The sequence below is a fragment of the Myceligenerans crystallogenes genome (genome assembly GCF_039529775.1).
GTDB lineage: Bacteria > Actinomycetota > Actinomycetes > Actinomycetales > Cellulomonadaceae > Myceligenerans > Myceligenerans crystallogenes.
Window position 1 is genome coordinate 149,403 of the sequence record NZ_BAAANL010000003.1, and the last position, 21,851, is coordinate 171,253.

17 protein-coding genes and 1 tRNA gene are annotated in these 21,851 nt (G+C 72.2%); 11 read left to right on the forward strand and 7 right to left on the reverse strand.

Annotated features, from left to right (window positions below; genetic code table 11):
• Positions 1-8 precede the first annotated feature (8 nt).
• Positions 9-992 (forward strand): 23S rRNA (guanosine(2251)-2'-O)-methyltransferase RlmB, encoded by a 984-nt coding sequence (gene rlmB / locus ABD208_RS08335; protein WP_344101485.1) that lies wholly within the window; start codon positions 9-11, stop codon positions 990-992.
• 79 nt (positions 993-1,071) lie between these two features.
• Here rlmB and ABD208_RS08340 read toward each other — a convergent pair whose 3' ends face one another.
• From ABD208_RS08340 to ABD208_RS08350, 3 genes are all read right to left on the reverse strand, one after another.
• Positions 1,072-2,346: a DUF4032 domain-containing protein gene (locus tag ABD208_RS08340; RefSeq protein ID WP_344101487.1), complete on the reverse strand. Its 1,275-nt coding sequence runs from the start codon at positions 2,344-2,346 to the stop codon at positions 1,072-1,074.
• 79 nt (positions 2,347-2,425) lie between these two features.
• Positions 2,426-3,535, reverse strand: a complete 1,110-nt coding sequence (locus ABD208_RS08345) for an ABC transporter ATP-binding protein (protein WP_344101489.1) — start codon at positions 3,533-3,535, stop codon at positions 2,426-2,428.
• 222 nt (positions 3,536-3,757) lie between these two features.
• On the reverse strand, positions 3,758-6,025 hold the full coding sequence (locus tag ABD208_RS08350) for a bifunctional alpha,alpha-trehalose-phosphate synthase (UDP-forming)/trehalose-phosphatase (protein ID WP_344101491.1): 2,268 nt from the start codon (positions 6,023-6,025) through the stop codon (positions 3,758-3,760).
• Between the two features lie 240 nt (positions 6,026-6,265).
• Between ABD208_RS08350 and ABD208_RS08355 the strand changes: the two genes are divergently transcribed.
• The 3 genes from ABD208_RS08355 to ABD208_RS08365 all read left to right on the forward strand — a co-directional run bounded on the left by ABD208_RS08355 (position 6,266) and on the right by ABD208_RS08365 (position 9,381).
• The gene (locus tag ABD208_RS08355) at positions 6,266-8,077 is read left to right on the forward strand and encodes a serine/threonine-protein kinase (RefSeq protein ID WP_344101493.1); all 1,812 of its coding nucleotides are present in this window, start codon (positions 6,266-6,268) and stop codon (positions 8,075-8,077) included.
• Positions 8,078-8,308: 231 nt separating this feature from the next.
• Positions 8,309-9,187 (forward strand): DsbA family protein, encoded by an 879-nt coding sequence (locus ABD208_RS08360; protein WP_344101495.1) that lies wholly within the window; start codon positions 8,309-8,311, stop codon positions 9,185-9,187.
• A 121-nt stretch (positions 9,188-9,308) separates the two neighbouring features.
• Positions 9,309-9,381 (forward strand) — tRNA-Thr (locus ABD208_RS08365).
• A gap of 87 nt (positions 9,382-9,468) precedes the next feature.
• Here ABD208_RS08365 and ABD208_RS08370 read toward each other — a convergent pair.
• On the reverse strand, positions 9,469-10,314 hold the full coding sequence (locus ABD208_RS08370) for an SGNH/GDSL hydrolase family protein (RefSeq protein ID WP_344101497.1): 846 nt from the start codon (positions 10,312-10,314) through the stop codon (positions 9,469-9,471).
• A gap of 82 nt (positions 10,315-10,396) precedes the next feature.
• Positions 10,397-11,110: a uracil-DNA glycosylase gene (locus tag ABD208_RS08375; RefSeq protein ID WP_344102274.1), complete on the reverse strand. Its 714-nt coding sequence runs from the start codon at positions 11,108-11,110 to the stop codon at positions 10,397-10,399.
• Positions 11,111-11,280: 170 nt separating this feature from the next.
• Between ABD208_RS08375 and ABD208_RS08380 the strand changes: the two genes are divergently transcribed.
• The 7 genes from ABD208_RS08380 (at position 11,281) to ABD208_RS08410 (ending at position 19,403) form a co-directional block, all read left to right on the forward strand.
• Positions 11,281-11,637, forward strand: coding sequence for a DUF3263 domain-containing protein (locus ABD208_RS08380; protein WP_344101499.1), 357 nt, complete (start codon positions 11,281-11,283; stop codon positions 11,635-11,637).
• A 31-nt stretch (positions 11,638-11,668) separates the two neighbouring features.
• Positions 11,669-12,283, forward strand: a complete 615-nt coding sequence (locus ABD208_RS08385; protein WP_344101501.1) for a hypothetical protein — start codon at positions 11,669-11,671, stop codon at positions 12,281-12,283.
• A 408-nt stretch (positions 12,284-12,691) separates the two neighbouring features.
• Positions 12,692-12,895 carry a cold-shock protein gene (locus tag ABD208_RS08390; protein ID WP_344101503.1) on the forward strand — a complete coding sequence of 68 codons (204 nt, stop codon included), beginning with the start codon at positions 12,692-12,694 and terminating at the stop codon, positions 12,893-12,895.
• A gap of 213 nt (positions 12,896-13,108) precedes the next feature.
• Positions 13,109-14,725, forward strand: coding sequence for a phytoene desaturase family protein (locus ABD208_RS08395; protein WP_344101505.1), 1,617 nt, complete (start codon positions 13,109-13,111; stop codon positions 14,723-14,725).
• A 265-nt stretch (positions 14,726-14,990) separates the two neighbouring features.
• Positions 14,991-16,625 (forward strand): chaperonin GroEL, encoded by a 1,635-nt coding sequence (groL, locus tag ABD208_RS08400; RefSeq protein WP_344101507.1) that lies wholly within the window; start codon positions 14,991-14,993, stop codon positions 16,623-16,625.
• 245 nt (positions 16,626-16,870) lie between these two features.
• Complete coding sequence (locus ABD208_RS08405) at positions 16,871-18,817, forward strand: TPM domain-containing protein (RefSeq protein ID WP_344101509.1); 1,947 nt, start codon at positions 16,871-16,873, stop codon at positions 18,815-18,817.
• 4 nt (positions 18,818-18,821) lie between these two features.
• Positions 18,822-19,403: an NYN domain-containing protein gene (locus tag ABD208_RS08410; protein WP_344101511.1), complete on the forward strand. Its 582-nt coding sequence runs from the start codon at positions 18,822-18,824 to the stop codon at positions 19,401-19,403.
• Here the strand turns inward: ABD208_RS08410 and ABD208_RS08415 are convergent, their stop codons facing one another.
• Entirely contained in the window at positions 19,404-20,111 is a 708-nt protein-coding gene (locus tag ABD208_RS08415) for an HD domain-containing protein (RefSeq protein WP_344101513.1), read from the reverse strand.
• 126 nt (positions 20,112-20,237) lie between these two features.
• Positions 20,238-21,851, reverse strand: a complete 1,614-nt coding sequence (locus ABD208_RS08420; protein WP_344101515.1) for a sensor histidine kinase — start codon at positions 21,849-21,851, stop codon at positions 20,238-20,240.

Here is a 21,851-nt window from a genome sequence, read left to right on the forward strand (position 1 = left end):
AAGACACCATGGCAGGGAACTCGGAGCGTCGCGGCGCGACGCGGAAGCCAGGCACCAAGAAGGGCCCGCAGATCGGCAGCGGCGGGCAGAGCCGCCGGGCGCTGCGGGGCAAGGGGCCGACGCCCAAGGCGGAGGACCGTGTCTACCACGTGGCCCACAAGCGGAAGGTCGCCGCGGAGAAGCGCGCCGCGACCGAGCGGGTGCCCGGCGGGCGCGGCCCGGTGTCCAAGTCGCGCCGGCGTGGAGACGCGACGGAGATCGTGGCCGGGCGCAACGCCGTCCTCGAGGCGCTGCGCGCCCAGATGCCGGTGAACTGCGTCTACATCGCCTCCAAGCTGGACGCCGACGACCGCACGGAGGAGATCTTCCAGCTCGCGGCCGCCCGGTCCCTCAAGTTCGTCGAGGGCTCCAAGCTGGAGCTCGACCGGCTGACCGACAACGCGGTGCACCAGGGCGTCGCGATCCAGGTGCCGCCGTACGTGTACGCGGACTCCGACGACCTGCTCGACGCCGCCGCGGCCGCCGGCGAGCAGCCGCTGATCGTGGCGCTGGACGGCGTGACGGACCCGCGCAACCTCGGCGCCGTGCTGCGCTCGGCGGGTGCCTTCGGGGCCCACGGCGTGCTGGTGCCCGAGCGCCGCGCGGCGGGCATGACGGCGTCGGCCTGGAAGGTCTCCGCCGGTGCGGCTGCGCGCGTCCCGGTGGCGCGCGCGACGAACCTCACGCGCGAGCTGGAGGCGCTGAAGAAGGCGGGCTGCTTCATCGTCGGGCTCGACGCCGGCGGCGACACCGAGGTCAGCGAGGTCGCGTTCGCGACCGACCCGCTGGTCCTCGTGATCGGGTCCGAGGGCAAGGGCCTGTCGAGGCTCGTGCGCGAGGCGTGCGACGCCGTCGCCTCGATCCCGATCGCGGCCACCACGGAGTCCCTGAACGCGGCGGTAGCGGGCGGCATAGCCCTCTACGAGGTCTCGAAGCAGCGCCGCGGCGCCTGACGGCTCGCGAGCATGTCATCTCGGTTGATGGTGGCGCTTCCATCGACCGAGATGACATGGTCGGCGTCTGCCGGGTGGATCAGGTTCCCAGGTGGAAGTAGTCCGACTCCGGGTCGTCCTCCGGCGGGGTCTCGCCCGGTTTGAGGCCTAGGAGGGCCTTCTCGTCCGGGCGGTGGCGGAGGACGTCCTCGACGTAGGAGGTCACCGCCTCCGTCATCGGGATGTCCCGTTCCGCCTTCTCCGAGGCGAACCAGCGGTGGTCCAGCACCTCGTGGAACAGCTGCGCGGGCTCGAGCTTGCGCCGCAGCTCACGCGGCACCGCGGCGATCGTCGGCTCGAAGACCTTCCGCAGCCAGTCGTGCGCCACCAGCTGCTCGCCGTCGTTCTGCCGGCCGGTCGCGGCGGCGTAGGCGTCGAGGTCGTTGAGCAGGCGGCGCGCCTGGTTCTCCTGGACGTCGAGCCCGGTGAGGCGGAAGAGCCGGTTGGAGTGGTGACCGGCGTCGACCACCTTGGGCTGGATGCGGACGGTGGTGCCGTCGATGTCGGTGGTGATCTCCAGCTCGCCGACGTCGAACCCGAGGCGGTTGAGCGCGCCGATGCGCGCGTCGACCCGCCAGCGGTCGTTCGCGGAGAACGACTCGGCGCCCGTCAGGGCGCCCCACAGCTCGTTGTACCGCGCGACGAGGGCGTCGCCGATGCCGATCTCGTCGACCTCGTGGTCGAGCATCTCGCCCGCGGCGAGGTCGAAGAGCTCGCCGATGATGTTGGTGCGGGCCAGGTCGATGTCGTAGTTGCGCTGGCCGGGCGTCAGCTCGCGGTGCAGGTCGCCCGTCTCGGCGTCGACCAGGTACGCGGAGAACGTCTCGGCGTCGCGCCGGAAGAGCGTGTTCGACAGCGACACGTCGCCCCAGTAGAAGCCCACCAGGTGCAGCCGCACGAGCAGCACGGCGAGGGCGTCGATGAGGCGGGTCGCGGTGTCGGGCCGCAGCGACTGGCTGAACAGCGCGCGGTAGGGCAGCGAGAACTGCAGGTGCTCGGTGACGAGCACGGCCTCGAGGCGCTCACCGTTCGCGTCGCGGCGTCCCGTGATGACTCCCACGGGCACGACGGACGGCACGTCGAGCCGGTTCAGCCGCCGCAGCAGCTCGTACTCGCGGTACGCGACCGTCTCGCCGATCTCCTTGACCGCGAGCACCCGCCCGGACAGCCGCACGAACCGCACCACGTGCCGCGAGATGCCCCGGGGCAGCGCGGCCAGGACGTCGTCCGGCCAGTTGGTCAGCGGGAGGTGCCAGGGCAGGTCGAGCAGCGCGGGGTCGGGCCGCGCTGCGGTGATCTGCAGGTTCTGGTTCATGGGGAACTCCTGGCGCAGGTGCGCCGAGGCAGCAGGTCCCGCTCGGAACCTGCTGCCTCGGCGTGGTGTGCGAGGGGGATCAGCCCAGGCGCTCGCCCGTGGAGGCGGAGAACGCGTGGGTCGACTCCGGCTTGATCGTCACCGAGATGGTGTCGCCCTTGTCCGGGACGGCCTTGGGGTCGATGCGCACGATGACCTGGTTCGTGTCACCGGCGTGCAGGTCGCCGCCGTTCTTCAGCGAGCCGTACACGAAGGCGTCGGAGCCGAGCTCCTCCACCAGCGTGACGTCGACGTCGAACGCGCCCTCGCTGCCCGAGGAGACCACGTCCAGCGCCTCCGGGCGGAAACCGAGGGTGACCTTGCCGCCGTCGGCGGCGGTGATGCCGTCGGCGACCGCGCGCTCCAGCACGATGGACGCGCCGCCCACCTGGGCCCGGCCGTCCTTCACGTCGAAGTGGCCGATGTTCATGGCCGGCGAGCCGATGAAGCCCGCGACGAACACGTTGGCCGGCTTGTCGTACATCTCGCGCGGGGTGCCGACCTGCTGCAGGATGCCGCCGGACAGCACGGCGATGCGGTCACCCATGGTGAGCGCCTCGGTCTGGTCGTGCGTGACGTACACCGTGGTGACGCCGAGACGACGCTGCAGCGACGCGATCTGCGTACGCGTCTGGACACGGAGCTTGGCGTCGAGGTTCGACAGCGGCTCGTCCATGAGGAACACCTGCGGCTGGCGCACGATGGCGCGGCCCATGGCGACACGCTGACGCTGACCGCCGGACAGCGCCTTCGGCTTGCGGTCGAGGTACTCGGTGAGGTCGAGGATCTTCGCCGCCTCCTCGACGCGCTGGCGGATCTCCGCCTTCGGCGTGCCGGCGATCTTGAGCGCGAAGCCCATGTTGTCCGCGACGGACATGTGCGGGTACAGCGCGTAGTTCTGGAACACCATCGCGATGTCCCGGTCCTTGGGCTGCACGTCGGTGACGTCGCGGTCGCCGATGAGGATGGCACCGCCGTTCACGTCCTCCAGGCCGGCGAGCATGCGCAGCGACGTGGACTTACCGCAGCCGGACGGGCCCACGAGGACGAGGAACTCGCCGTCCTCGATGTGCAGGTCCAGCGCGTCCACGGCCGGGCGCTCGGTGCCCGGGTAGATGCGCGTCGCCTTGTCAAAGGTGACAGTAGCCATGTTGAGACTTCCCTCCACCGGCAGGTACGTGCCGGACGATCCGTTGTGTCGGGTGTCGTTGCGTCCACTGAGGTGTCGGCGGTGACACAGATTGCAGCGTGATCGTACCCCCTCCGGGGAGCACGGCCACTATCCGCTGATCAAGACGTTACCCGCTGTTGGCCGACCGCGTCGGCGCCGGGTGAGACTCCGGCGTGGCTCGGTCATGTCCAGGGAGACGTTTCAATCGTTGATCTCGTCTCCCGAGAGCTCGTCCGCCAGCCGTTCGAGGACGACGGCGAGCGTGTCCGCGTCCGGCACCCGGTGCGGCGCGAGCGAGTCGCCCGTGCCGACCTTGACCGCGAGGTCACCCGCCTCGAGGGCGGCGAACGCGTGCTCGTCGGTGGTGTCGTCCCCGGAGTAGAAGATGCGCACGGTCTGCGCCCCGGTCTCGGCGGCGACGACGTCGCGCAGCTGCCGCAGCGCCTCGCCCTTCGACGTCGACACCACCGACACCTCCACCACGTCCTTGCCGTGCATGGGCGCCAGCCCCAGGTTCGAGGCCACCTCGTCGGCCGCGACGGTCACGGCGGCGGCGTCGTCGGTCCCGGCCAGGCGGGTGTGCAGGACGGCGGCGCCGGGCTTGACCTCGACCCACACGCCCTCGCGGTCCGCGGCGGCCGCCTCGAACCCCGCGACCAGCGCGTCCAGCTGGGTGTGCTGGGCCGGGGAGAGCTGCAGCGGGACCGACTGGATGCCGCGGTCCGTCTGCCGGCCCGTCTCGGCGCCGTGCGACCCGACCAGGAACGAGCCGACCGGGGCCTCGGCGACCTCGGCCAGGCTCTTGAGGTCGCGCCCGGAGACGAGGGCGAACCGCACGGGCGCCTCGTCGGCGAGCGCGGCGATCCGGTCGGCCGCGACGCGTGAGCCCTCCGTCATCCGGCTGGCCTTCGGGTCGTCGACGAGCCGGGACAGCGTCCCGTCGAAGTCGGAGGCGATCAGCCAGGCCACGGCGGGCTCGGCGTTGCGCCGGCGACGGCGCCCGGGGGGTATCGACGCGAAGGTGTGCAGGGACTCCGCGAGGGTCCCGGTGGGTTCGTGGCGGGGTTCGTCCGTCGGCCTCGGCTGGACGGCCGCCAGCACGGAGAGGAAGGACTCGGACCACTTGGCGACGTCGTCTGTCATGATCTTGCGACGCAGGCGCCGCATCCGGCGTCGTTGCTCCTTCTCGTCCATGGTCGAGGCGGCGACGATGATGTCCTTCATCCCGTCGATGTCGTGCGGGTTGACCAGCAGCGGCCCGGGTGACAGCTCGTCGGCCGCGCCCGTGAACTCCGACAGGACCAGGACGCCCTTCTCGTCGCTGCGGGCGGCGACGTACTCCTTGGCCACGAGGTTCATGCCGTCGCGCAGCGCGGTGACGAGCATGACGTCCGCGGTGAGGTACAGCGCGGCCATCTCCTCGGCCGGGTACGAGTGGTGCAGGTAGTGGATGGCGGAGTGGCCCAGCTCGCCGAACTCGCCGTTCACGCGGCCCACCAGGATCTCCACGTGCTCGCGCAGCTCCTGGTACGCGCCGACGTTCTCCCGGCTGGGGCTCGCCACCTGCACGAGCGTGGCGCGCGTGACGTCGAGGCGGCCGTCCTCCAGGAGCTCCCCGTAGGCCTTGATCCGGTGCCGGATGCCCTTGGTGTAGTCCAGCCGGTCGACGCCCAGGTACACGATGTCCGGGTCGCCGAGGTCGCGGCGGATCTCCTTGGCGCGGGCCTGCACCTCGGGGGTGCGGGCCAGCATGTCGAAGCGGTGCGAGTCGATCGAGATGGGGAACGCCTGCGCACGCACGTGACGTCCGGGGCGCCCTTCGGCGTCGGGCATCGTGATGACCGGGCCGCGCGTCGTGTAGTCGGTGAGGCGGCGCACGGCGCGGACGAAGTTCGCGGCGTCGCCGTTGCGCTGGAAGCCGATGACGTCGGCGCCCAGCAGCCCGTCCACGATCTGGCGGCGCCACGGCAGCTGGCCGAACAGCTCCACCGGCGGGAACGGGATGTGGTCGAAGAACCCGATCCGCAGATCGGGGCGCAGGTCCCGCAGCATGCGCGGGACGAGCTGGAGCTGGTAGTCGTGCACCCAGACGGTCGCGCCATGGGCCGCGTGATCCGCGGCGGCCTGCGCGAACCGCTGGTTGACCCGCCGGTAGGAGTCCCACCACTGGCGGTGGTAGGTGGGCGGGGCGATGACGTCGTGGTAGAGGGGCCACAACGTGTCGTTGGAGAAGCCCTCGTAGTACCGCTCGATCTCCTGGGCACTGAGGGTCACGGGCACCAGTCGCATGCCCTCGGCGTCGAACGGTTCGTGCGCGAGGTCGGGAGCTCCCGACCAGCCGATCCAGGCGCCGTCCGCCTGCTGCATCACGGGCTCCAGCGCCGTGACGAGACCTCCAGGCGAACGTTGCCAGCTCAGTTCCCCGGTGGGACTCACCGAGAAGTCGACGGGGAGGCGGTTTGCCACCACGACGAGGTCGTTTCCGTCTTTGCCCGGCAACGATCTACACCTCAACTCTGTGTTGACTGCATGGACCTTGGACTGAATTGACGTCTCCTTGCCTTGATCAGGGTATCGAGGCGGCCTATGGTCGGGCGGTGATGTCCATCACCCCATGTGGGGCGAAAATGGTGCTTCGTTGCAGGTCAGGAACGTGAACACGGGTGAGTTGCCGCGCGTTGGGCGGGTTCGCCCGCTAGCGTGAACGCCATGGGAGCAGAGGGGGGCGCCGGATCGGCCGATGTGATCGGCGGATACAGGCTCACCAGCAAGATCGGTAGCGGCGCCATGGGTACGGTCTACCGCGCGCTGGACGACGGCGGGAGCGCCGTGGCGCTCAAACTGCTCGCCGGCACCGACGACGACGCCGCCCGCGAGCGGCTGCGCCGGGAGGCGAGCGCGCTGCAGCGGCTGCGGCACCCGGGCGTGGCGCGCGTGCTCGACGTCGAGCTCGACGCGTTCGAGGCCTTCATCGTCACCGAGCTCGTCGAGGGCCCGACCCTCGAGGAGGAGGTGGACACGCGCGGCCCGCTCGACCCGCGCGACCTGTACGAGCTCGCCGACCAGCTCGGCGACGCCCTGGAGGCCGTGCACGAGGCGGGCGTGGTGCACCGGGACCTGACGCCGTCGAACGTGCTGGTCTCCCCGAAGGGGCCGGTGCTCATCGACTTCGGGCTGGCGCAGGGCCCCGGCGACGCGCGGGCGACGCGGACCGGCTTCGTGATGGGGACGCCGGGATATCTCGCGCCCGAGCTGCTGGACGGCGGCGAGCCCGCCCCCTACACCGACTGGTGGAGCTGGTCCGCCGTGCTCGCGTTCGCGGCGACCGGCCGGTCCCCGTTCGGGGTGCGGCCGCTGGAGCTGGTGCTGCAGCGGTCCCGGGAAGGGCGGGCCGATCTGAGCGACCTCGAGCCGCGCGTCGCGCGGGCGCTGGAGGCCGCGCTGCGGCCGGTGCCGGCCGAGCGGTGGGGGCCCACGGAGGTGGGGCGGTCCCTGAAGGTGGCGTCGGAGGCGTTCCTGGCGGCAGGGCGCGGGGCGCCGGGGGCGGGGGCCGGTGACGACGGCGGGTTCGGCGCGGCGCCGGCCGGGCCGACGGCGGTGGTCGACGTGGTACGGCCGGCCGGCGGGCGCCCCGCGGACGTCACGGACTCGCTGCCCGCGGCGGGCGACAGGACCCTGGTGACGCCGCGGCCGGACCGGATCGACGAGGGCGCGGCTGGTGCGGTCGGTGCGGGTGCGGGTGCGGCGGCGGCCGGCGGGGGCGGGCACGGGCGCTCGGTGCGCAGCCATCCGGTCGGCGCGGTGTCCTCGCCCGGAGCGGCGCAGGGCGCCGCCCGCCCCGAGGGCACGACGCCGGACGCCCGGGCGGGCGCCGGAGCCGGCCCGGGGCGTACCTCCTGGCCCCTGCGGACCGGGACGCTCGCCGCCGTCGCCGGAGCGCTCGCGGCGACCGCGGCGACCCGGCCGGGATGGGCGCTCGCGGCGTTCGTGGTGCTCTGCGTGATCTGCCGGACGTCGGGCGCGCTCGCGGACTCGGTGGAGAACTGGCGGATGCGGCACGGGACGGCGATGGGCGGGCGGAGCCGGGCGGCGGCGAGGCTGCCGTGGTTCCTGGTGCGGTCGGTGTTCGGGGTGCTGCCCGCGGTGCTGATCGCGGCCGCCGCGGGGGCGATCGTGGCGCTCGGCGGGCTGTGGCTGTTCGCCCCGGGTCGTCTCGTGGTGCTGCCGCTCGACGACCTCGCCTCCCGGTCGGTGGGCGGGGTGAACGCGCCGATCGTGGACACGTGGGTGCTCGCGCTCGCCATGGTGGTGACGATGCTGCTGGCCTGGTGGGGGCCCGTGTCGGGGCCGACCCGGCGCGGGGCCGGGGCGCTGCTGGCGACGGTGGCGCCCGGCCGGGTGGGCGCGGGCGTCGTCGTCGTGCTGGCGATGGCCGTGGTCGGGCTGAGCGCGGCGGCGATCGTGGCGGAACCCCTGGTGATCGACTGGTGGCCGCTCGAGGCGCGGCCGGAGATCCGGTGACGCCCGGCCGAGGCTCCCGCGGTGCGCGGCGAGGCCCCGGCCGGGCTACGTCCGGGGCGGTGCCTGGAGCGTCGTCATGGAATAGTGATGCGATGCCCAGGTCATTCCCAGGGCACAGTAGATAGGCTGTGGCACGCCGGTGCAGGAGCGCCGGGCGGCGTGTCGGGCTTGACCACCGGCGCCGGAGGATCGTCGTCGGCCGTCGGCCGAGCACCGAGGAGAAGGACCCCGATGTCGAACTCGACCAAGGCAGAGCGGCGCGAGGCCGCACGCGCCGAGGCTCTCGCACTGCAGAAGAAGCAGCAGGGCCGCGAGCGTACGTACCGCATGGTGACCCTCGGACTGCTCGGGCTGCTCATCGTGGGCCTGGGCGTGGCGATCTGGCTGATCATCGCGGAGTCGCAGAAGACGGGCATGGAGAAGGCCGACGCCATCCCGGCGGGCGTGGTGGACGACACCGGCATCCCGGTCGACGACAAGGGCGCCGCGGGCGCCCTCGTCGAGGACGCCCCGCGGCTGGACGTGTACGTCGACTTCATGTGCCCGGTCTGCGGCCAGTTCGAGGCCCTGAACGGCGCGGACATCAACGCCCTGCGCGAGGAGGGCGACGTCGCTCTCGTGGTGCACCCGGTGGCGATCCTCGACCGTGCCTCGCAGGGCACCGAGTACTCGACCCGCGCGGCGTCGTCGGTCGCCTGGGTGGCCGACCAGGCTCCCGAGGCGTTCATCGCCTACCACGACCTGCTGTTCGCGAACCAGCCGGCGGAGAACTCGCCGGGTCTCTCGGACGAGCAGCTCGCGAGCTTCGCCGAGCAGGCCGGCGTCCCCGCCGACGTCGCCGACGGGATCAAGGACGGATCGGCCACCGACACCTTCGGTGACTGGGTGCTGGCGGCCACCGACCAGGCCACGTCCGACGAGGCCCTGGCCAACCCGGAGACCGGTCAGTTCGGCACCCCGACCGTCATGCTCGACGACGAGCGCTTCGCCGACTGGGGCACCGCCGGTGAGCTGAAGACGGCGATCGAGGACGCCGCCGGGGCGTCCGGCGACAAGCCGGCGGACGAGGGCTCCGAGGACGAGCCGGCCGACGAGCCCGCCGAGAAGTAGACCTCGCTGAACGTCCGGCCGGCGGCCGCCGTCTCACCTGCGGGTGAAACGGCGGCCGCCGCGCTTGTGGCCCCTCGGGCTTGGACTAGGCTGTAGCCGCTCGCAGCCGGAGGGCCGCGACGCCGCCTTAGCTCAGCTGGTAGAGCATTCGCCTTGTAAGCGAAAGGTCGTCGGTTCGAACCCGACAGGCGGCTCGGAAAGGCCCGGAATCCCGTCGCGGGATTCCGGGCCTTGTCGTGGTGTGTGCCCGACGACGGTGCGGGTGAGCCGGTGGCCCTCGCCTACGCGGTGGGCGGCCAGTGGCTGGTCGACGGCCACTTGGGGGTGCGGCCGTCGCCCGAGGAGCGGCCCGTCACGCGGCGCTTGACCCAGGGGCCCACGTGTTCCCGGGCCCAGGCGGCGTTCTCGCGCAGCACGGCGATGCGGGTCAGGGCCGGGCCGGCGGGGAGCGGCTCGTCCCAGGCGGCGTCGTCGGGCGGCAGGCCGAGGCCCGTCAGGGCCGCGTTCTTGACGCGCTCGTGGCCCTCGGGGAGCAGGTGGATGCGGTCGGCGGACCAGACGCGCAGGTCGAAGAGGGAGCGCATGCCCCACAGGTCGAGCACGTGGGCGTCGTGGCGGCGGGCGATCGACCAGACGTTCGCGTTGAACACGCCGACCCGGCTGTTGGTCCAGGCGAGCGTGCCGCCGGCCTTGAAGCCGGTGCCCATGAGGACGTCGGCGCCGGTGGCGCGGATCTTCGCGACGGCGTCCTCCAGCGCGCCGGTGATCGTCTCGAGGTCGACGCCCGGGCGGAGGATGTCGTTCCCGCCGCCCACGATCGAGACGAGGTCCGGCTTCATGACCAGCGCGACGTCGAGCTGCTCGGCGATGATCTGGGGCAGCAGGCGGCCCCGGATCGCGAGGTTGGCGTACTCGAGCGCCGGCTCGCCCGCGGCGGTGCGGCGCTCGCTCAGCGTCGACGCGAGGCGGTCGGCCCAGCCGCGCTGGACGTCGTCGAGGTTCGGGTACGGGTCCCACAGGCCCTCGCTGAAGGAGTCGCCGATCGCGACGTACCGCGTCCAGCGCGGCGCTGCGGGCGCGGTGCCCGGGTCAAGGAGAGCTTCTGGGTTCTGGGATGTCGCGCTCACGCCACTCATTCTTGCGTGGGACGCGGGGTCCTGTGTAGTCCGGTAGCAGGTACGACCGGCGTGAGCCGCGACACCCCGCGCGTTACGGCAGCTGCCAGTCGATCGGCGTCGCGCCCTGCTCCTTCAGCAGAGCGTTGACCTGGGAGTACGGCTTCGACCCGAAGAACCCGTTGCGGGCCGACAGCGGCGACGGGTGCACGGACTCGACCGCCGGGGTGTCGCCGAGGAACTTCTTCAGCGACCTCGCGTTCGATCCCCACAGGACGGCGACGAGCGGGCCGCCACGCGCGGCCAGTGCCTTCACGGCGGCCTCGGTGATCTCCTCCCAGCCCTTGCCCTTGTGCGAGTTCGCCTTGCGTGGCGTGACCGTGAGCACCCTGTTGAGGAGCATCACGCCCTGGTCGGCCCAGGGGCGCAGGTCGCCGTTGGACGGCATCGGCAGGTCGAGGTCGCTCTGCAGTTCCTTGTACATGTTCAGCAGCGACGGCGGCAGCGGGCGGACATCGGGCTGCACCGAGAAGGACAGACCCATGGCCTGGCCGGGGCCGTGGTACGGGTCCTGCCCGACGATCAGCACCTTGACGTCGGCCAGCGGGCGCTGGAAGGCTGCGAGCACGTTCGGACCGGGCGGGAAGTAACCGCGACCCGCCGTGTTCTCGGCGCGCAGGAAGTCTCCCATCGCGTGGATGCGGGGCTCGACGTCGGACAGGGCTGCGGCCCAGTCCGGCGCGATGATCTCGGTGAGGGGCTTGCGCGCGGTGTCCCCGTCAACGGGGTTGTCGGTCTCGGGCGTCATGGTCTCCACGAGCGGGGACATTACTCGTGGTCACTGACATCGACCATGCGGTCGCCCGGTTCGGGCCGACGGCGTCGTCGCAGGTGAACGGGCGGTGTGAAAGGTGTCTAGGGTGCTACGGCATGCCGGACGAATGACACGGACGTTCAACTGGTCGTAGGGTGACCCGCATGAGTGAAGCCGTGATCGTGTCCCCGGAGTTCGTCGACGTCGTGCCCGAGGGCGCCGTCGCCACGACGCCGGCGCCGGACGCGATCGCCGGCGACGCGGACGGCGGCCTGACCGACCTGGAGCGCGAGATCCTCGCCTTCGAGCGGAAATGGTGGAGGTTCGCGGGAGCCAAGGAGGAAGCCATGCGGGCGGCCTTCGACCTGACCTCGACCCGGTACTACCAGGTTCTCAACGCGCTCATCGACCGGCCCGCCGCGATGGCGCAGGACCCGGCGCTGGTCAAGCGCCTCCGCCGGATGCGCGCGACGCGCCAGGGCACAAGATCGGCACAACGGCTCGCGGACGAGAAGGCCTGAAAGCCCAGCACTCTGGGCTACCCTTTCCGCCGTGACGAACAGCACCTACCGCTACCCGGCCGATGAGTTCGACGTCGCCGTGCCCGGCGGCGCACCCGTGGGCGTGCACCGTGCGCCGCGCAGCGGGTGGAGTTCGGCATGGCCGTTCCTGCTCGTCGCGCTGGTCTGCGCGGGCGTGGCGTGGGGCGGCATCACCCTCCTGTCCGGGGGCGGCGACGACGACTCGGCGGCGCAGCCGAGTGCCGGCGCCTCGGCCCCCGTGAGCGAGAAGCCGAAGGACAAGCCCTCGTCCAGCCCGAAGCCCAAGGCCCCGAGCACCGAGGAACTCGTCGCGAAGATGGACCCGGCGGCGTCGTACATGGTGTTCAACACCGGTAGAACGGTGGACCAGCTGGCGGCGACGACGGCGACGAACCTTGAGGCGGGCGGCGTCTCGAACATCGAGGTGAGCCTGGAAACAGGGCCCGAGGGCGTGGACGTCGCCGGGCTTTCGGCCAATACCGTCTGGTACGGCAAGGATCGAGAGGCGGAGGGCAAGGCCCTCGCGGCGGTGCTCGGGATTCCGGCTTCGAACGTCGTCATGAATGATGCCGTGACAAGTTCGGATCAAGCCGCCTGGGTCTTCATGTTCACGGCACCCCAGTAGGTCCCAAGGCGGCTAAGCCTCTCTACGGCCGGTCTGGAACGCGTCGCCGGCTGACATCGATCGACTGTTCTCACGATGTGCCCGCTCCGGTTCCGGTGCGGGCACATTTGCATTCCTGAGGTCAGTCGGATGCCAGGGTCAACCATCTTGTCTTTGCTCGTCGAATCCAGGCAAGCCGCCAGATCTCGCCGAACTCCTTGCCCAATTCACCCCTCCTGAGGCAACCTTCTGGCGTCAGACGGCGCTCCGCCGGGCGGCGTCGGACAGCGGCGAACCCCTGACCTGGGCGTTCGCCCTGCGCGGAATCCGTCAAATAGCGATTTACCCCTTCCATAGTGTGACTTGGCGCACTAACCTCGAATCACCGCGGGTCGAACCGACCCGTTTGCGAGATGCAAGGAGAAGTGCATGGCCCAGGGCACCGTCAAGTGGTTCAACGCCGAGAAGGGGTACGGCTTCATCACCCCGACCGCCGGCGGGCAGGACCTGTTCGTTCACTACAGCGCGATTCAGGTCGACGGTTACCGCACCCTCGACGAGGGACAGGCGGTTGAGTACGAAGTGGGGCAGGGCCAGAAGGGCCCGCAGGCAGAGATGGTCCGTCCTCTCTGACCTAGCCCGGACCGGTTTCCCCCTGGCTGGTCTTCCCCGATCGACGGGACGGCGCGCGGCCCAAGACCCGCACGCCGCCCGTCCCGTCACCTGGTCGTCTGCCGATGCACGACGACGTGCGACGTCCCCAGCACCCGGCTGGACCGACGCTGCGGGCCCGGCCGCACCAAGCGGCCGCGGCCCCTTTCTGTTTCCTCGTGGTTCGATGAGGGCATGCGCACGCTCGATGTCGTCGTCGTCGGATCCGGGCCCAACGGGCTCGCGGCGGCGGTCACGCTGGCGCGGGCGGGGCTCGGGGTGCGGGTGCTGGAGGAGCAGGCCACGGCCGGCGGAGGGGCCCGGACATTCGGCGGGGCGGAGCTCGCCGGGTCGGCGCCCGCCGGGCCGGGGGAGTCGTCGTGGCCGGTGCTCGGCGCCGACGCGGCGACCGGGGCGCAGCTCCGGTTCGACCTGTGTTCCGCGGTGCACCCCATGGCGTGGGCATCGCCGTTCTTCCGGGCCTTCGGGCTGGCCGACCGGATCGAGCTGCGGACGCCGGAGGTCTCGTACGCGCAGCCGCTGGATCCCCGCCCCGGATCGCGTGCGGCGCGTGCCGGGATCGCCTACCGCGACCTCGACCGCACGGTCGCCCGGCTCGCGGCCGAAGGGACCGCGGGTAGCGCCTCCGACGGCGCCGCGTGGCGTGCGCTCCTGGCGCCGCTCGCCGAGAACTGGCAGGCCGTCACCGCGCTCGCGATGAGCGACAAGCGAGGCCTGGCGGGTCCGGTCGGCCTCACCCCAGGGCGCCTCGCCACGATCGCGCGCGCCGCCCTGGACTTCGGCCCGGGCCTGATCGAGCAGGGCACCTCCGCCTGGGGCCGCCGGTTCGCCGGCGACGTCGCGCCCGCGCTGCTGACCGGCGTCGCCGCGCACGTCATGACGCCCCTGCCGTCCCTCGCGGGGGCCGGGACCGCCCTGCTGCTCGGGGCGCTGGCGCATGCGCCGCGCGGCTGGGCGCTCCCGGTCGGTGGTTCGCAGGCGATCGTGGACGCACTCGTCGCGGACCTGCACGCGCACGGCGGCGAGATCGAGACCTCCCGTCCGGTCCGCAGCCGCTCCGATCTCCCGCGCGCCCGCGCGTACCTGTTCGACACGGCGCCCGGCGTCGTCGGACAGGTCTTCGGTGATCGCCTGCCGGCGCGGCCGCGTGCCGCGCTGCGGCGCCACCGCTTCGGCGGCGGCGCCGCGAAGGTCGATCTCGTGCTGTCCGGCCCGGTGCCGTGGGCCGTGGACGACGTCGGACGCGCGGCGACCGTGCATCTCGGCGGGACCCGCGAGCAGCTGGCCGCAGCCGAGGCCGACGTCGCCGCCGGGCGGCTGCCCGGGCGGCCCGTGTGCCTGCTGAGCGACCCGGCCGTGACCGATCCGGCCCGGGAGGTCGCTGGGCTGCGGCCGCTGTGGGCGTACGCGCACGTGCCGGCCGGGTCGGAGCAGGACGTCGCGGACGCCGTCGTCGGGCAGATCGAACGGTTCGCGCCGGGGTTCCGAGACGTCGTCGTCGCCGCCCGATGCGTGCCCGCCGCGCGGATGGCCGCGCACAACGCCAACTACGTGGGCGGGGACATCGGCGCGGGCGTGGCGACGATGCCGCGGATGCTCGCCGCGCCCGGCGCGGTGGGATGGCGCTGGGATCCGTACGCCACAGGCGTAGAGGGCGTCTACCTCTGCTCCGCGGCGACTCCTCCGGGCCCCGGCGTGCACGGCATGCCGGGCTGGCACGCGGCCCGCCGCGTCCTCCTGCGCGAGTTCGAGATCCGCCGCCCGCCGAGTCTCGCCCCAGAGGGTTCGTGATCGGCTGGTTGTCGCACGATCGGCTCCCCGGTCCGCCGATCATGCGACGACGAGCCGACCACGGTCACGCGCCGCGCAGGGGAATCGTCTGCTTGCACTCTCGGGGGGAGAGTGCCAATAATGGGTTAGCACTCTCGGGCTGAGAGTGACAGAAGGGCCGACAGGTGAGGTTCGTTCGGGGGCGAGACGTGATCGCTCCGGGGCGGGCCGTCCGTCGCGGGCGCCGAGCCGGCTCACGTACGCCACCAGCGGAGGATCCATCCCCATGGCCAAGATGATTGCGTTCGACGAGGAAGCTCGTCGGAGCATGGAGCGCGGGCTCAACCAGCTCGCCGACACCGTCAAGGTGACGCTCGGTCCCAAGGGCCGCAACGTCGTGCTCGACAAGAAGTGGGGCGCCCCCACGATCACGAACGACGGCGTCTCCATCGCGAAGGAGATCGAGCTCGAGGACCCGTTCGAGCGCATCGGCGCCGAGCTCGTCAAGGAGGTCGCCAAGAAGACGGACGACGTCGCGGGTGACGGCACCACCACCGCCACCGTGCTCGCCCAGGCGCTCGTCAAGGAGGGCCTGCGCGTCGTCGCCGCCGGCGCCAACCCGATCGCGATCAAGCGCGGCATCGAGAAGGCCACCGAGGCCGTCACCGAGCAGCTGCTCAACTCCGCCAAGGAGATCGAGACGAAGGAGGAGATCGCCGCCACCGCCGCCATCTCCGCCGGTGACCCCGCGATCGGCGAGCTCATCGCCGAGGCCCTCGACAAGGTGGGCAAGGAAGGCGTCATCACCGTCGAGGAGTCGAACACCTTCGGCCTGGAGCTCGAGCTCACCGAGGGCATGCGCTTCGACAAGGGCTTCCTCGCCCGCTACTTCGAGACGGACCCCGAGCGCCAGGAGGCCGTGCTCGAGGACGCCTACGTCCTGATCGTCGAGTCGAAGATCTCGAACGTCAAGGACATGCTCCCGATCCTGGACCAGGTCATGAAGCAGGGCCGCGCCCTGCTGATCATCGCCGAGGACGTCGAGGGCGAGGCCCTGGCGACCCTGGTGCTGAACAAGATCCGCGGCACGTTCAAGTCCGTCGCCGTCAAGGCCCCGGGCTTCGGCGACCGCCGCAAGGCCATGCTCCAGGACATCGCCATCCTCACGGGTGGCCAGGTCATCTCGGAGACCGTCGGTCTCAAGCTGGAGAACGCCACGCTCGACCTGCTGGGCACCGCCCGCAAGGTGGTCGTCACGAAGGACGAGACCACGATCGTCGAGGGTGCGGGCGACGCCGACCTCATCGCGGGCCGCGTCAACCAGATCCGCAGCGAGATCGAGAAGTCGGACTCCGACTACGACCGCGAGAAGCTGCAGGAGCGCCTCGCCAAGCTGGCCGGCGGCGTGGCCGTCATCAAGGCCGGTGCGGCCACCGAGGTGGAGCTCAAGGAGCGCAAGCACCGCATCGAGGACGCCGTGCGCAACGCGAAGGCCGCCGTCGAGGAGGGCATCGTCGCCGGTGGTGGCGTGGCCCTCATCCAGGCCGGCGCCGCCGCGTTCGACAAGCTGGACCTCGAGGGTGACGAGGCGACCGGTGCGGGCATCGTCCGCGCCGCCATCGACGCCCCGCTGAAGCAGATCGCCGTGAACGCCGGCCTCGAGGGCGGCGTCGTGGCGGAGAAGGTGCGCAGCCTCCCCGCGGGCCAGGGCCTCAACGCCGCCACCGGCGTGTACGAGGACCTGCTCGCCGCCGGTGTCAACGACCCGGTCAAGGTGACGCGCTCCGCGCTGCAGAACGCCGCGTCGATCGCCGCGCTGTTCCTCACCACCGAGGCCGTCGTGGCCGACAAGCCGGAGAAGTCCGCCCCCGCGGGCGGCGACGGCGGCGGCATGGGCGACATGGGCGGCATGGGCTTCTGATCTGACGAAGGGCGCAGCGAAGGGTGCGGGCCGAGGTACGAGGCCTGCGCCCGGAGCGGAGTCCGAGGAGGATCAGCAGGGCCTGATCTACCGCTGCAGAGGCCGCTCTCCCCGTGGGAGGGCGGCCTCTGCCATGCCCGCAGGGTGCGGTGTGAGCCAGGGGGGTGACCAGACCCACCGTCGCGGAGCGCACCTTTCGGGCGTTCCGATTTGCGGCCGTCGTCCTGCGGGGTCACCATCGGTTCGTGACCGACTCCTCCGCTCCTGCAGATCATCCGCATATTCCGGATACCCTCGCAGCTGTTCACGAGAGTGCGCCGCGGTGGCGCCGGCTCGTCCTCGCGGGCGTCGTCGCCGGTGGCATGACGCTCGGGCTGCCCGCCCCGGCGATCGCGCTCGACGGTCCGGGGCCCGCCGCGGCGGCGTCCGGCGTCGTCCTCGCCGAGGAGGAGACCGCCACCTCCGGACCCACGCCGTCGCCCACGGGCACGGCCCTGCTGTCGGCCAAGGTCCAGGCCGCCACCATGCAGGACATCCTGCCGTCGGCCATGCCCATCTCCGTGCACGGCCCGGTCGTGGACGACGCCGAGGTGCTGTCCGACGACGAGCTCGCCGAGGTGTCCGCCGCCGTGACCCGGCTCGAGGACGAGACCTCGCTGCGGCTCTTCGTGGTCTACCTGGAGACGTTCGACGGCCTTGACCCGGAGGACTGGGCGGACGCGACTGCGACGAAGTCCGGCCTCGCGCCCGAGGACCTGCTGCTGGCCGTCGCGACCGAGGACCGCGTGCAGGGCCTGTCCGTCGACGTGAACGGCCCGGTCACGACCGACCAGCAGGCGCGGATCCTCGCCGCGTCGAGCGCCGCAGTCGCCGACGGCGAGTGGGCCGAGGCCGCGACCGACGCCGCCCGCGCGGCGCTCGTCACGCAGCAGTCGAGCGGATCCAGCCGGTGGATCCTGTGGGCCGCGCTCGGCGCGGTGGCGGTCGGGCTCGTGGCCTGGTGGATCGTGCGGAGCACGAGGGCACGGGGGACGACGACGTCGTCGGACGCCGAGGGGCGGGACGCCTCCGTGCCTGCCCGCGAGACGCTGCCGGCCGCGGTCCTCGCGGCCGATGCCGGCCTCGTCGCGGAGAAGGACGACGGGGCGGCGGAGGTCGCCCGGCCTGCTCCGCCCGCCGTCCGCCCGGAACCGGTGCCCTCCCGGGCCGGCGAGGCGTCCGCGCCGTCCGGCTCCGGGACCCTGCTGCTCGACGACGTCCGGGTGCTGAACAAGAGCCGTGCCACCGAGGCGTTCGACGCGCTGTGGCAGCGGGCCGGAGGGCTGGACCGGCGGATCGAGCGGGCCCGCAAGGACATCCGGGCGCTGCACGACGAGTTCCCGGCCGAGGCCCTCCGCGTGGTCACGAGCAATGGTGACCAAGCCGATCGCCTGGTCGACGATGCCCGCAGGACCATCGACGCGGGCAGGGAGGCCGCCTCCGCGCGGGACCGGAGGTTCGCCACCGCCGCCGCGCGCGGCGCGCAGACCGCTCTGGAACAGGCGGAACTGCTGCTGGATTCGCTCGTGCGGACGTCTGCCGACCTGGCCGACGTCGCGCCCCGGCTCGACAAGGCGATCGCCTCCCTCACGCAGGACGTGGCCGACGCGGAACGTCTCGCCGGCGACGACCCGCAGGTCACCATGGCGCGGGCCGCCGCCGGGGCCGCGCTCAAGCAGGTCGAGATCACCCGCGACGACGCCGACCCGTTCACCCTGCTCGGCCGCATCGCCGCGAGCGAGGCCGCGCTGGATCGTTCGCTGGCGGGCGTCCGCGAACCCGCGGAGGTCGACGCCCGTGCGACAGCCCTGCTGCGCGACACCCTGAGCCGCCTGGACGTGCGGCTGCCCCAGGCGGCCACCCTGATCGCCACCCGCCGCGCCGTCGTCGGCCCTAAGGCACGGACCCACCTCGACGAGGCGACGCGCCTCGCGGCCGAGGCCCGGGAACGGTCCGGGGCGCGCACCGACCTGCCTGCCGCGCTCGACCTCGCCTGCCGGGCGGACCTCGAGGTCCAGCAGGCCCTGGACCGCGCGGTCCAGGACGCCTCCGCGCAGGACGTTCCCGACGGCATGCCGCTGGGCGGCATAGCACTCGAGTCCGAACCCACGCCGAGGTTTTGGCTCCCTCGCGTGATCCGGCGGCTACGCTGACACCATGTCAGGACCGTCATCGCAGGCCATACCGCGTCGTACCTACCTCCTCGTCGACGGCGAGAACATCGACGCGACCCTCGGGATGAACGTGCTGAACCGGCGTCCCGCGCCGGAGGAACGCCCGCGCTGGGACCGCATCGCCGACTTCGCGAGCAAGGTGTGGTCGCAGGAGGTCGTGCCGCTCTTCTTCCTCAACGCGACCAGCGGCCAGATGCCGATGCCGTTCGTGCAGGCGCTGCTCGCGATGGGCTACCGGCCCGTCCCGCTGGCGGCGCAGGGCAACGAGAAGGTGGTCGACGTCGGTATCCAGCGCACGCTGGAAGCGCTGCACGACCGCCCCGGTGACGTCCTCCTGGCCAGCCACGACGGCGACTTCCTGCCCCAGATCGAGGCGCTGCTCGGCGGCGACCGCCGGGTCGGCCTGCTCGGCTTCCGCGAGTTCGTCAACGCGCGCTTCGCCGAGCTGGAGGAAGAGGGCCTGGACCTCTTCGACCTGGAGGGCGACGCGGACGCCTTCAACACCCTGCTGCCGCGCGTACGGATCATCCCGATCGAAGAGTTCGACCCGGTCAAGTACCTGTAGTCAGGCCGTTCCGGCTTCCGCGTCGAGCGCCGCCTGCTTCTTGCGCAGGCGGTGCAGTTCCGCGTCGAGGTTCTGGCGGGCGGAGTCCTCCCAGCCCGCGCCCATCGGCGACAGGAACAGCGACTCGCGCGCCAGCAGCTTGGACAGCACCTTGATGCGTGCCCGCAGGTAGTCGTTCAGCGGGATGTGCTCGTACTCCGCGCGCACCGCCGCCGAGTACTCCTTGTACCGCTGCGGCTCGGCGGCGAGCATCGCGAGGTCGGCGTCGTTCAGCACGCACGCGTCCAGGTCCGTCGCGTCGGGGGCGTGCCGCAGGAGGCCGTTGACCAGGTGCGACACGCGCTGCGCCGTCTCGGCGGGCACGCCCAGGCGGGTCAGCTCCGCGCGGGCCAGCTCGGCGCTCGCCGATGTCTGTTCACCGCCCTTGGACGCATACGCCGTCTTGGACGCGGCGTCGAAGACGGCCCCGTGGTACCAGGCGGCCAGGCGGACGACGTCGGCCGAGTGGGTCTCCTCGGACAGCTCGTCCACGCGGTGCAGCACCGCCCCGAGATGGCGCAGGTTGTGGAAGTGCCGGTCCTGGCCGGACCAGCGCTCGACGAGGTCCTCCCCGACACGTTCGATCTCCTCTGCCGAGGCGGTGGCGCCGACGCCGACCGCGCTCCGGACGAACGAGGTGATGTACCACTCCGGCGCCATGACGCCCATCAGATTGACCTTCGGCTCGGGTAACGATTTGCAGCGGCCAGTGTGGGGCTGACCTCTTCCTTCAAGCCTATTACCGCACGCCTGCCAGGCGAACCGGGGACACCCCTGAATCCAGCCCTGGAACGTTTAGGCCGCGGCGCCCGGCGGCAGCGTGACCCGTACGGTCAGCCCGCCGCCCGGGGTCTGCACGACCTCGATCTCCCCGCGGTGCGCGTCCACGATCGCCGAGACGATCGCCAGCCCGAGGCCGGACCCGCCGGACTCCCGGTTGCGCGACGAGTCCGCCCGGTAGAACCGCTCGAACATCCGCACGGCCAGCTCGTCGTCGACGCCCGGGCCGTGGTCGCGCACCTCGACGACCACCTCGCCGCCGGCCCCGTGCCCGACGGCGATCTCGGCCGGCGTCCCGGCCGGCGTGTGCCGTGCGACGTTCCCGATGAGGTTGGTCAGCACCTGCCGCAGCCGCTCGACGTCACCGTGGGCCGTGACGGGGTCGAGGCCGGCCGCGGCGTCGTCGTCGGGCATCGTGCCGAGCCCGACGACGCGGACCTGCCGCGACGGGTCCAGCGCCCGCAGGTCCTGGGCGCTGTCGCGCGCGAGCGCGACGACGTCGACCGGCGCCTGCGCGATCGGGCGGCCCTCGTCGAGGCGGGCCAGGGCCAGGAGGTCGTTGACGAGGGAGCCCATGCGGCGTGCCGCGTCCTCGACGCGGGTCATGGTGTCCGTGACCCGCTCGGTGTCGGGGTTGCCGGCGGCGTCGTTCAGGGCGCCCATGCGGTAGAGCTCGCCGTAGCCGCGGATGGTGGCGAGGGGCGTGCGGAGCTCGTGCGAGGCGTCGGCGACGAAGCGGCGCATGCGGGCCTCGGACGCCTCGCGGGCCGAGAAAGCCGTCTCGATCTGGGCGAGCATCGAGTTCAGGGAGGCGGCGAGCGAGCCCACCTCGGTGCTCGGCGGCGGTGCGGGGACGCGCTGGGAGAGGTCACCGGCGGCGATGTCCGCCGCCGAACCCTCGATCTCGCGGAGCTGGCGCAGGGAGCGCTCGATCATCAGGCCGGCCAGGACGAGGCCGAGCAGGACGATGCCGAGACCGGACAGGACGAGGGTCTTCGTGAGGACGTCGAGGGTGGCGTCGACGCGGCCGAGCGGCAGTGCCACGACCGCGATCTGGGGGGCTCCGCTCGTCGGGCTCGCGTTGACCATGGGGTAGACGCGCCACCGTGTCGCGCTGGCGGACTCACCGACCGTGACCGCCCGGACGGTGAACGGATCGTGGGCGCGTGCGGCGGCCTCCTCGTAGGTCAGGCCGGGGATGTCGGGCAGGCCGAACGCCTGCACCGTCTCGAGCCCGCGCCGCACCGTCGTGTGGCCGTTCTCGGACTCGTCGCCCGCGGTGCTGCTGTCCTCCCACCGGTACTCGATGTAGTAGTCGCTCGGGAGGGCTCCGGCGGCACCCCACGACAGGACGACCTTGGCGAGCCCTGGCGCGTTGGCCCTCAGCTCGGCGTCGACCTGGTCGATCAGGTAGCGCTCCGTCACCGCCCGCGTCAGGAGCCCGGCGACGATCAGGCCCACCGCGAGCAGGAAGGCGGTGATCGCGACCAGCCGCGTCCGGAGCGGGATGGCGGCGATCCAGGCATGCAGCCTGCTCTTGACCGGGGTCCCGGAGTCGGCGGGCGTTCGGGCATCGGCCGGCGCCCCGGTGTCCACCGGGGTGACGTCCGCCGTCACGACGCCGCTCAT

What these genes read in the sequence shown, in the direction of transcription:
- ABD208_RS08415 (WP_344101513.1), bottom strand. Translation starts at nt 20,111, where the DNA reads ATGGGCGTCATGGCGCCGGAGTGGTACATCACCTCGTTCGTCCGGAGC.
- ABD208_RS08395 (WP_344101505.1), top strand. Translation starts at nt 13,109, where the DNA reads ATGCGCACGCTCGATGTCGTCGTCGTCGGATCCGGGCCCAACGGGCTC.
- rlmB (WP_344101485.1), top strand. Translation starts at nt 9, where the DNA reads ATGGCAGGGAACTCGGAGCGTCGCGGCGCGACGCGGAAGCCAGGCACC.
- ABD208_RS08360 (WP_344101495.1), top strand. Translation starts at nt 8,309, where the DNA reads ATGTCGAACTCGACCAAGGCAGAGCGGCGCGAGGCCGCACGCGCCGAG.
- ABD208_RS08355 (WP_344101493.1), top strand. Translation starts at nt 6,266, where the DNA reads ATGGGAGCAGAGGGGGGCGCCGGATCGGCCGATGTGATCGGCGGATAC.
- ABD208_RS08420 (WP_344101515.1), bottom strand. Translation starts at nt 21,851, where the DNA reads ATGAGCGGCGTCGTGACGGCGGACGTCACCCCGGTGGACACCGGGGCG.
- groL (WP_344101507.1), top strand. Translation starts at nt 14,991, where the DNA reads ATGGCCAAGATGATTGCGTTCGACGAGGAAGCTCGTCGGAGCATGGAG.
- ABD208_RS08380 (WP_344101499.1), top strand. Translation starts at nt 11,281, where the DNA reads ATGAGTGAAGCCGTGATCGTGTCCCCGGAGTTCGTCGACGTCGTGCCC.
- ABD208_RS08340 (WP_344101487.1), bottom strand. Translation starts at nt 2,346, where the DNA reads ATGAACCAGAACCTGCAGATCACCGCAGCGCGGCCCGACCCCGCGCTG.
- ABD208_RS08345 (WP_344101489.1), bottom strand. Translation starts at nt 3,535, where the DNA reads ATGGCTACTGTCACCTTTGACAAGGCGACGCGCATCTACCCGGGCACC.
- ABD208_RS08390 (WP_344101503.1), top strand. Translation starts at nt 12,692, where the DNA reads ATGGCCCAGGGCACCGTCAAGTGGTTCAACGCCGAGAAGGGGTACGGC.
- ABD208_RS08410 (WP_344101511.1), top strand. Translation starts at nt 18,822, where the DNA reads ATGTCAGGACCGTCATCGCAGGCCATACCGCGTCGTACCTACCTCCTC.
- ABD208_RS08375 (WP_344102274.1), bottom strand. Translation starts at nt 11,110, where the DNA reads ATGACGCCCGAGACCGACAACCCCGTTGACGGGGACACCGCGCGCAAG.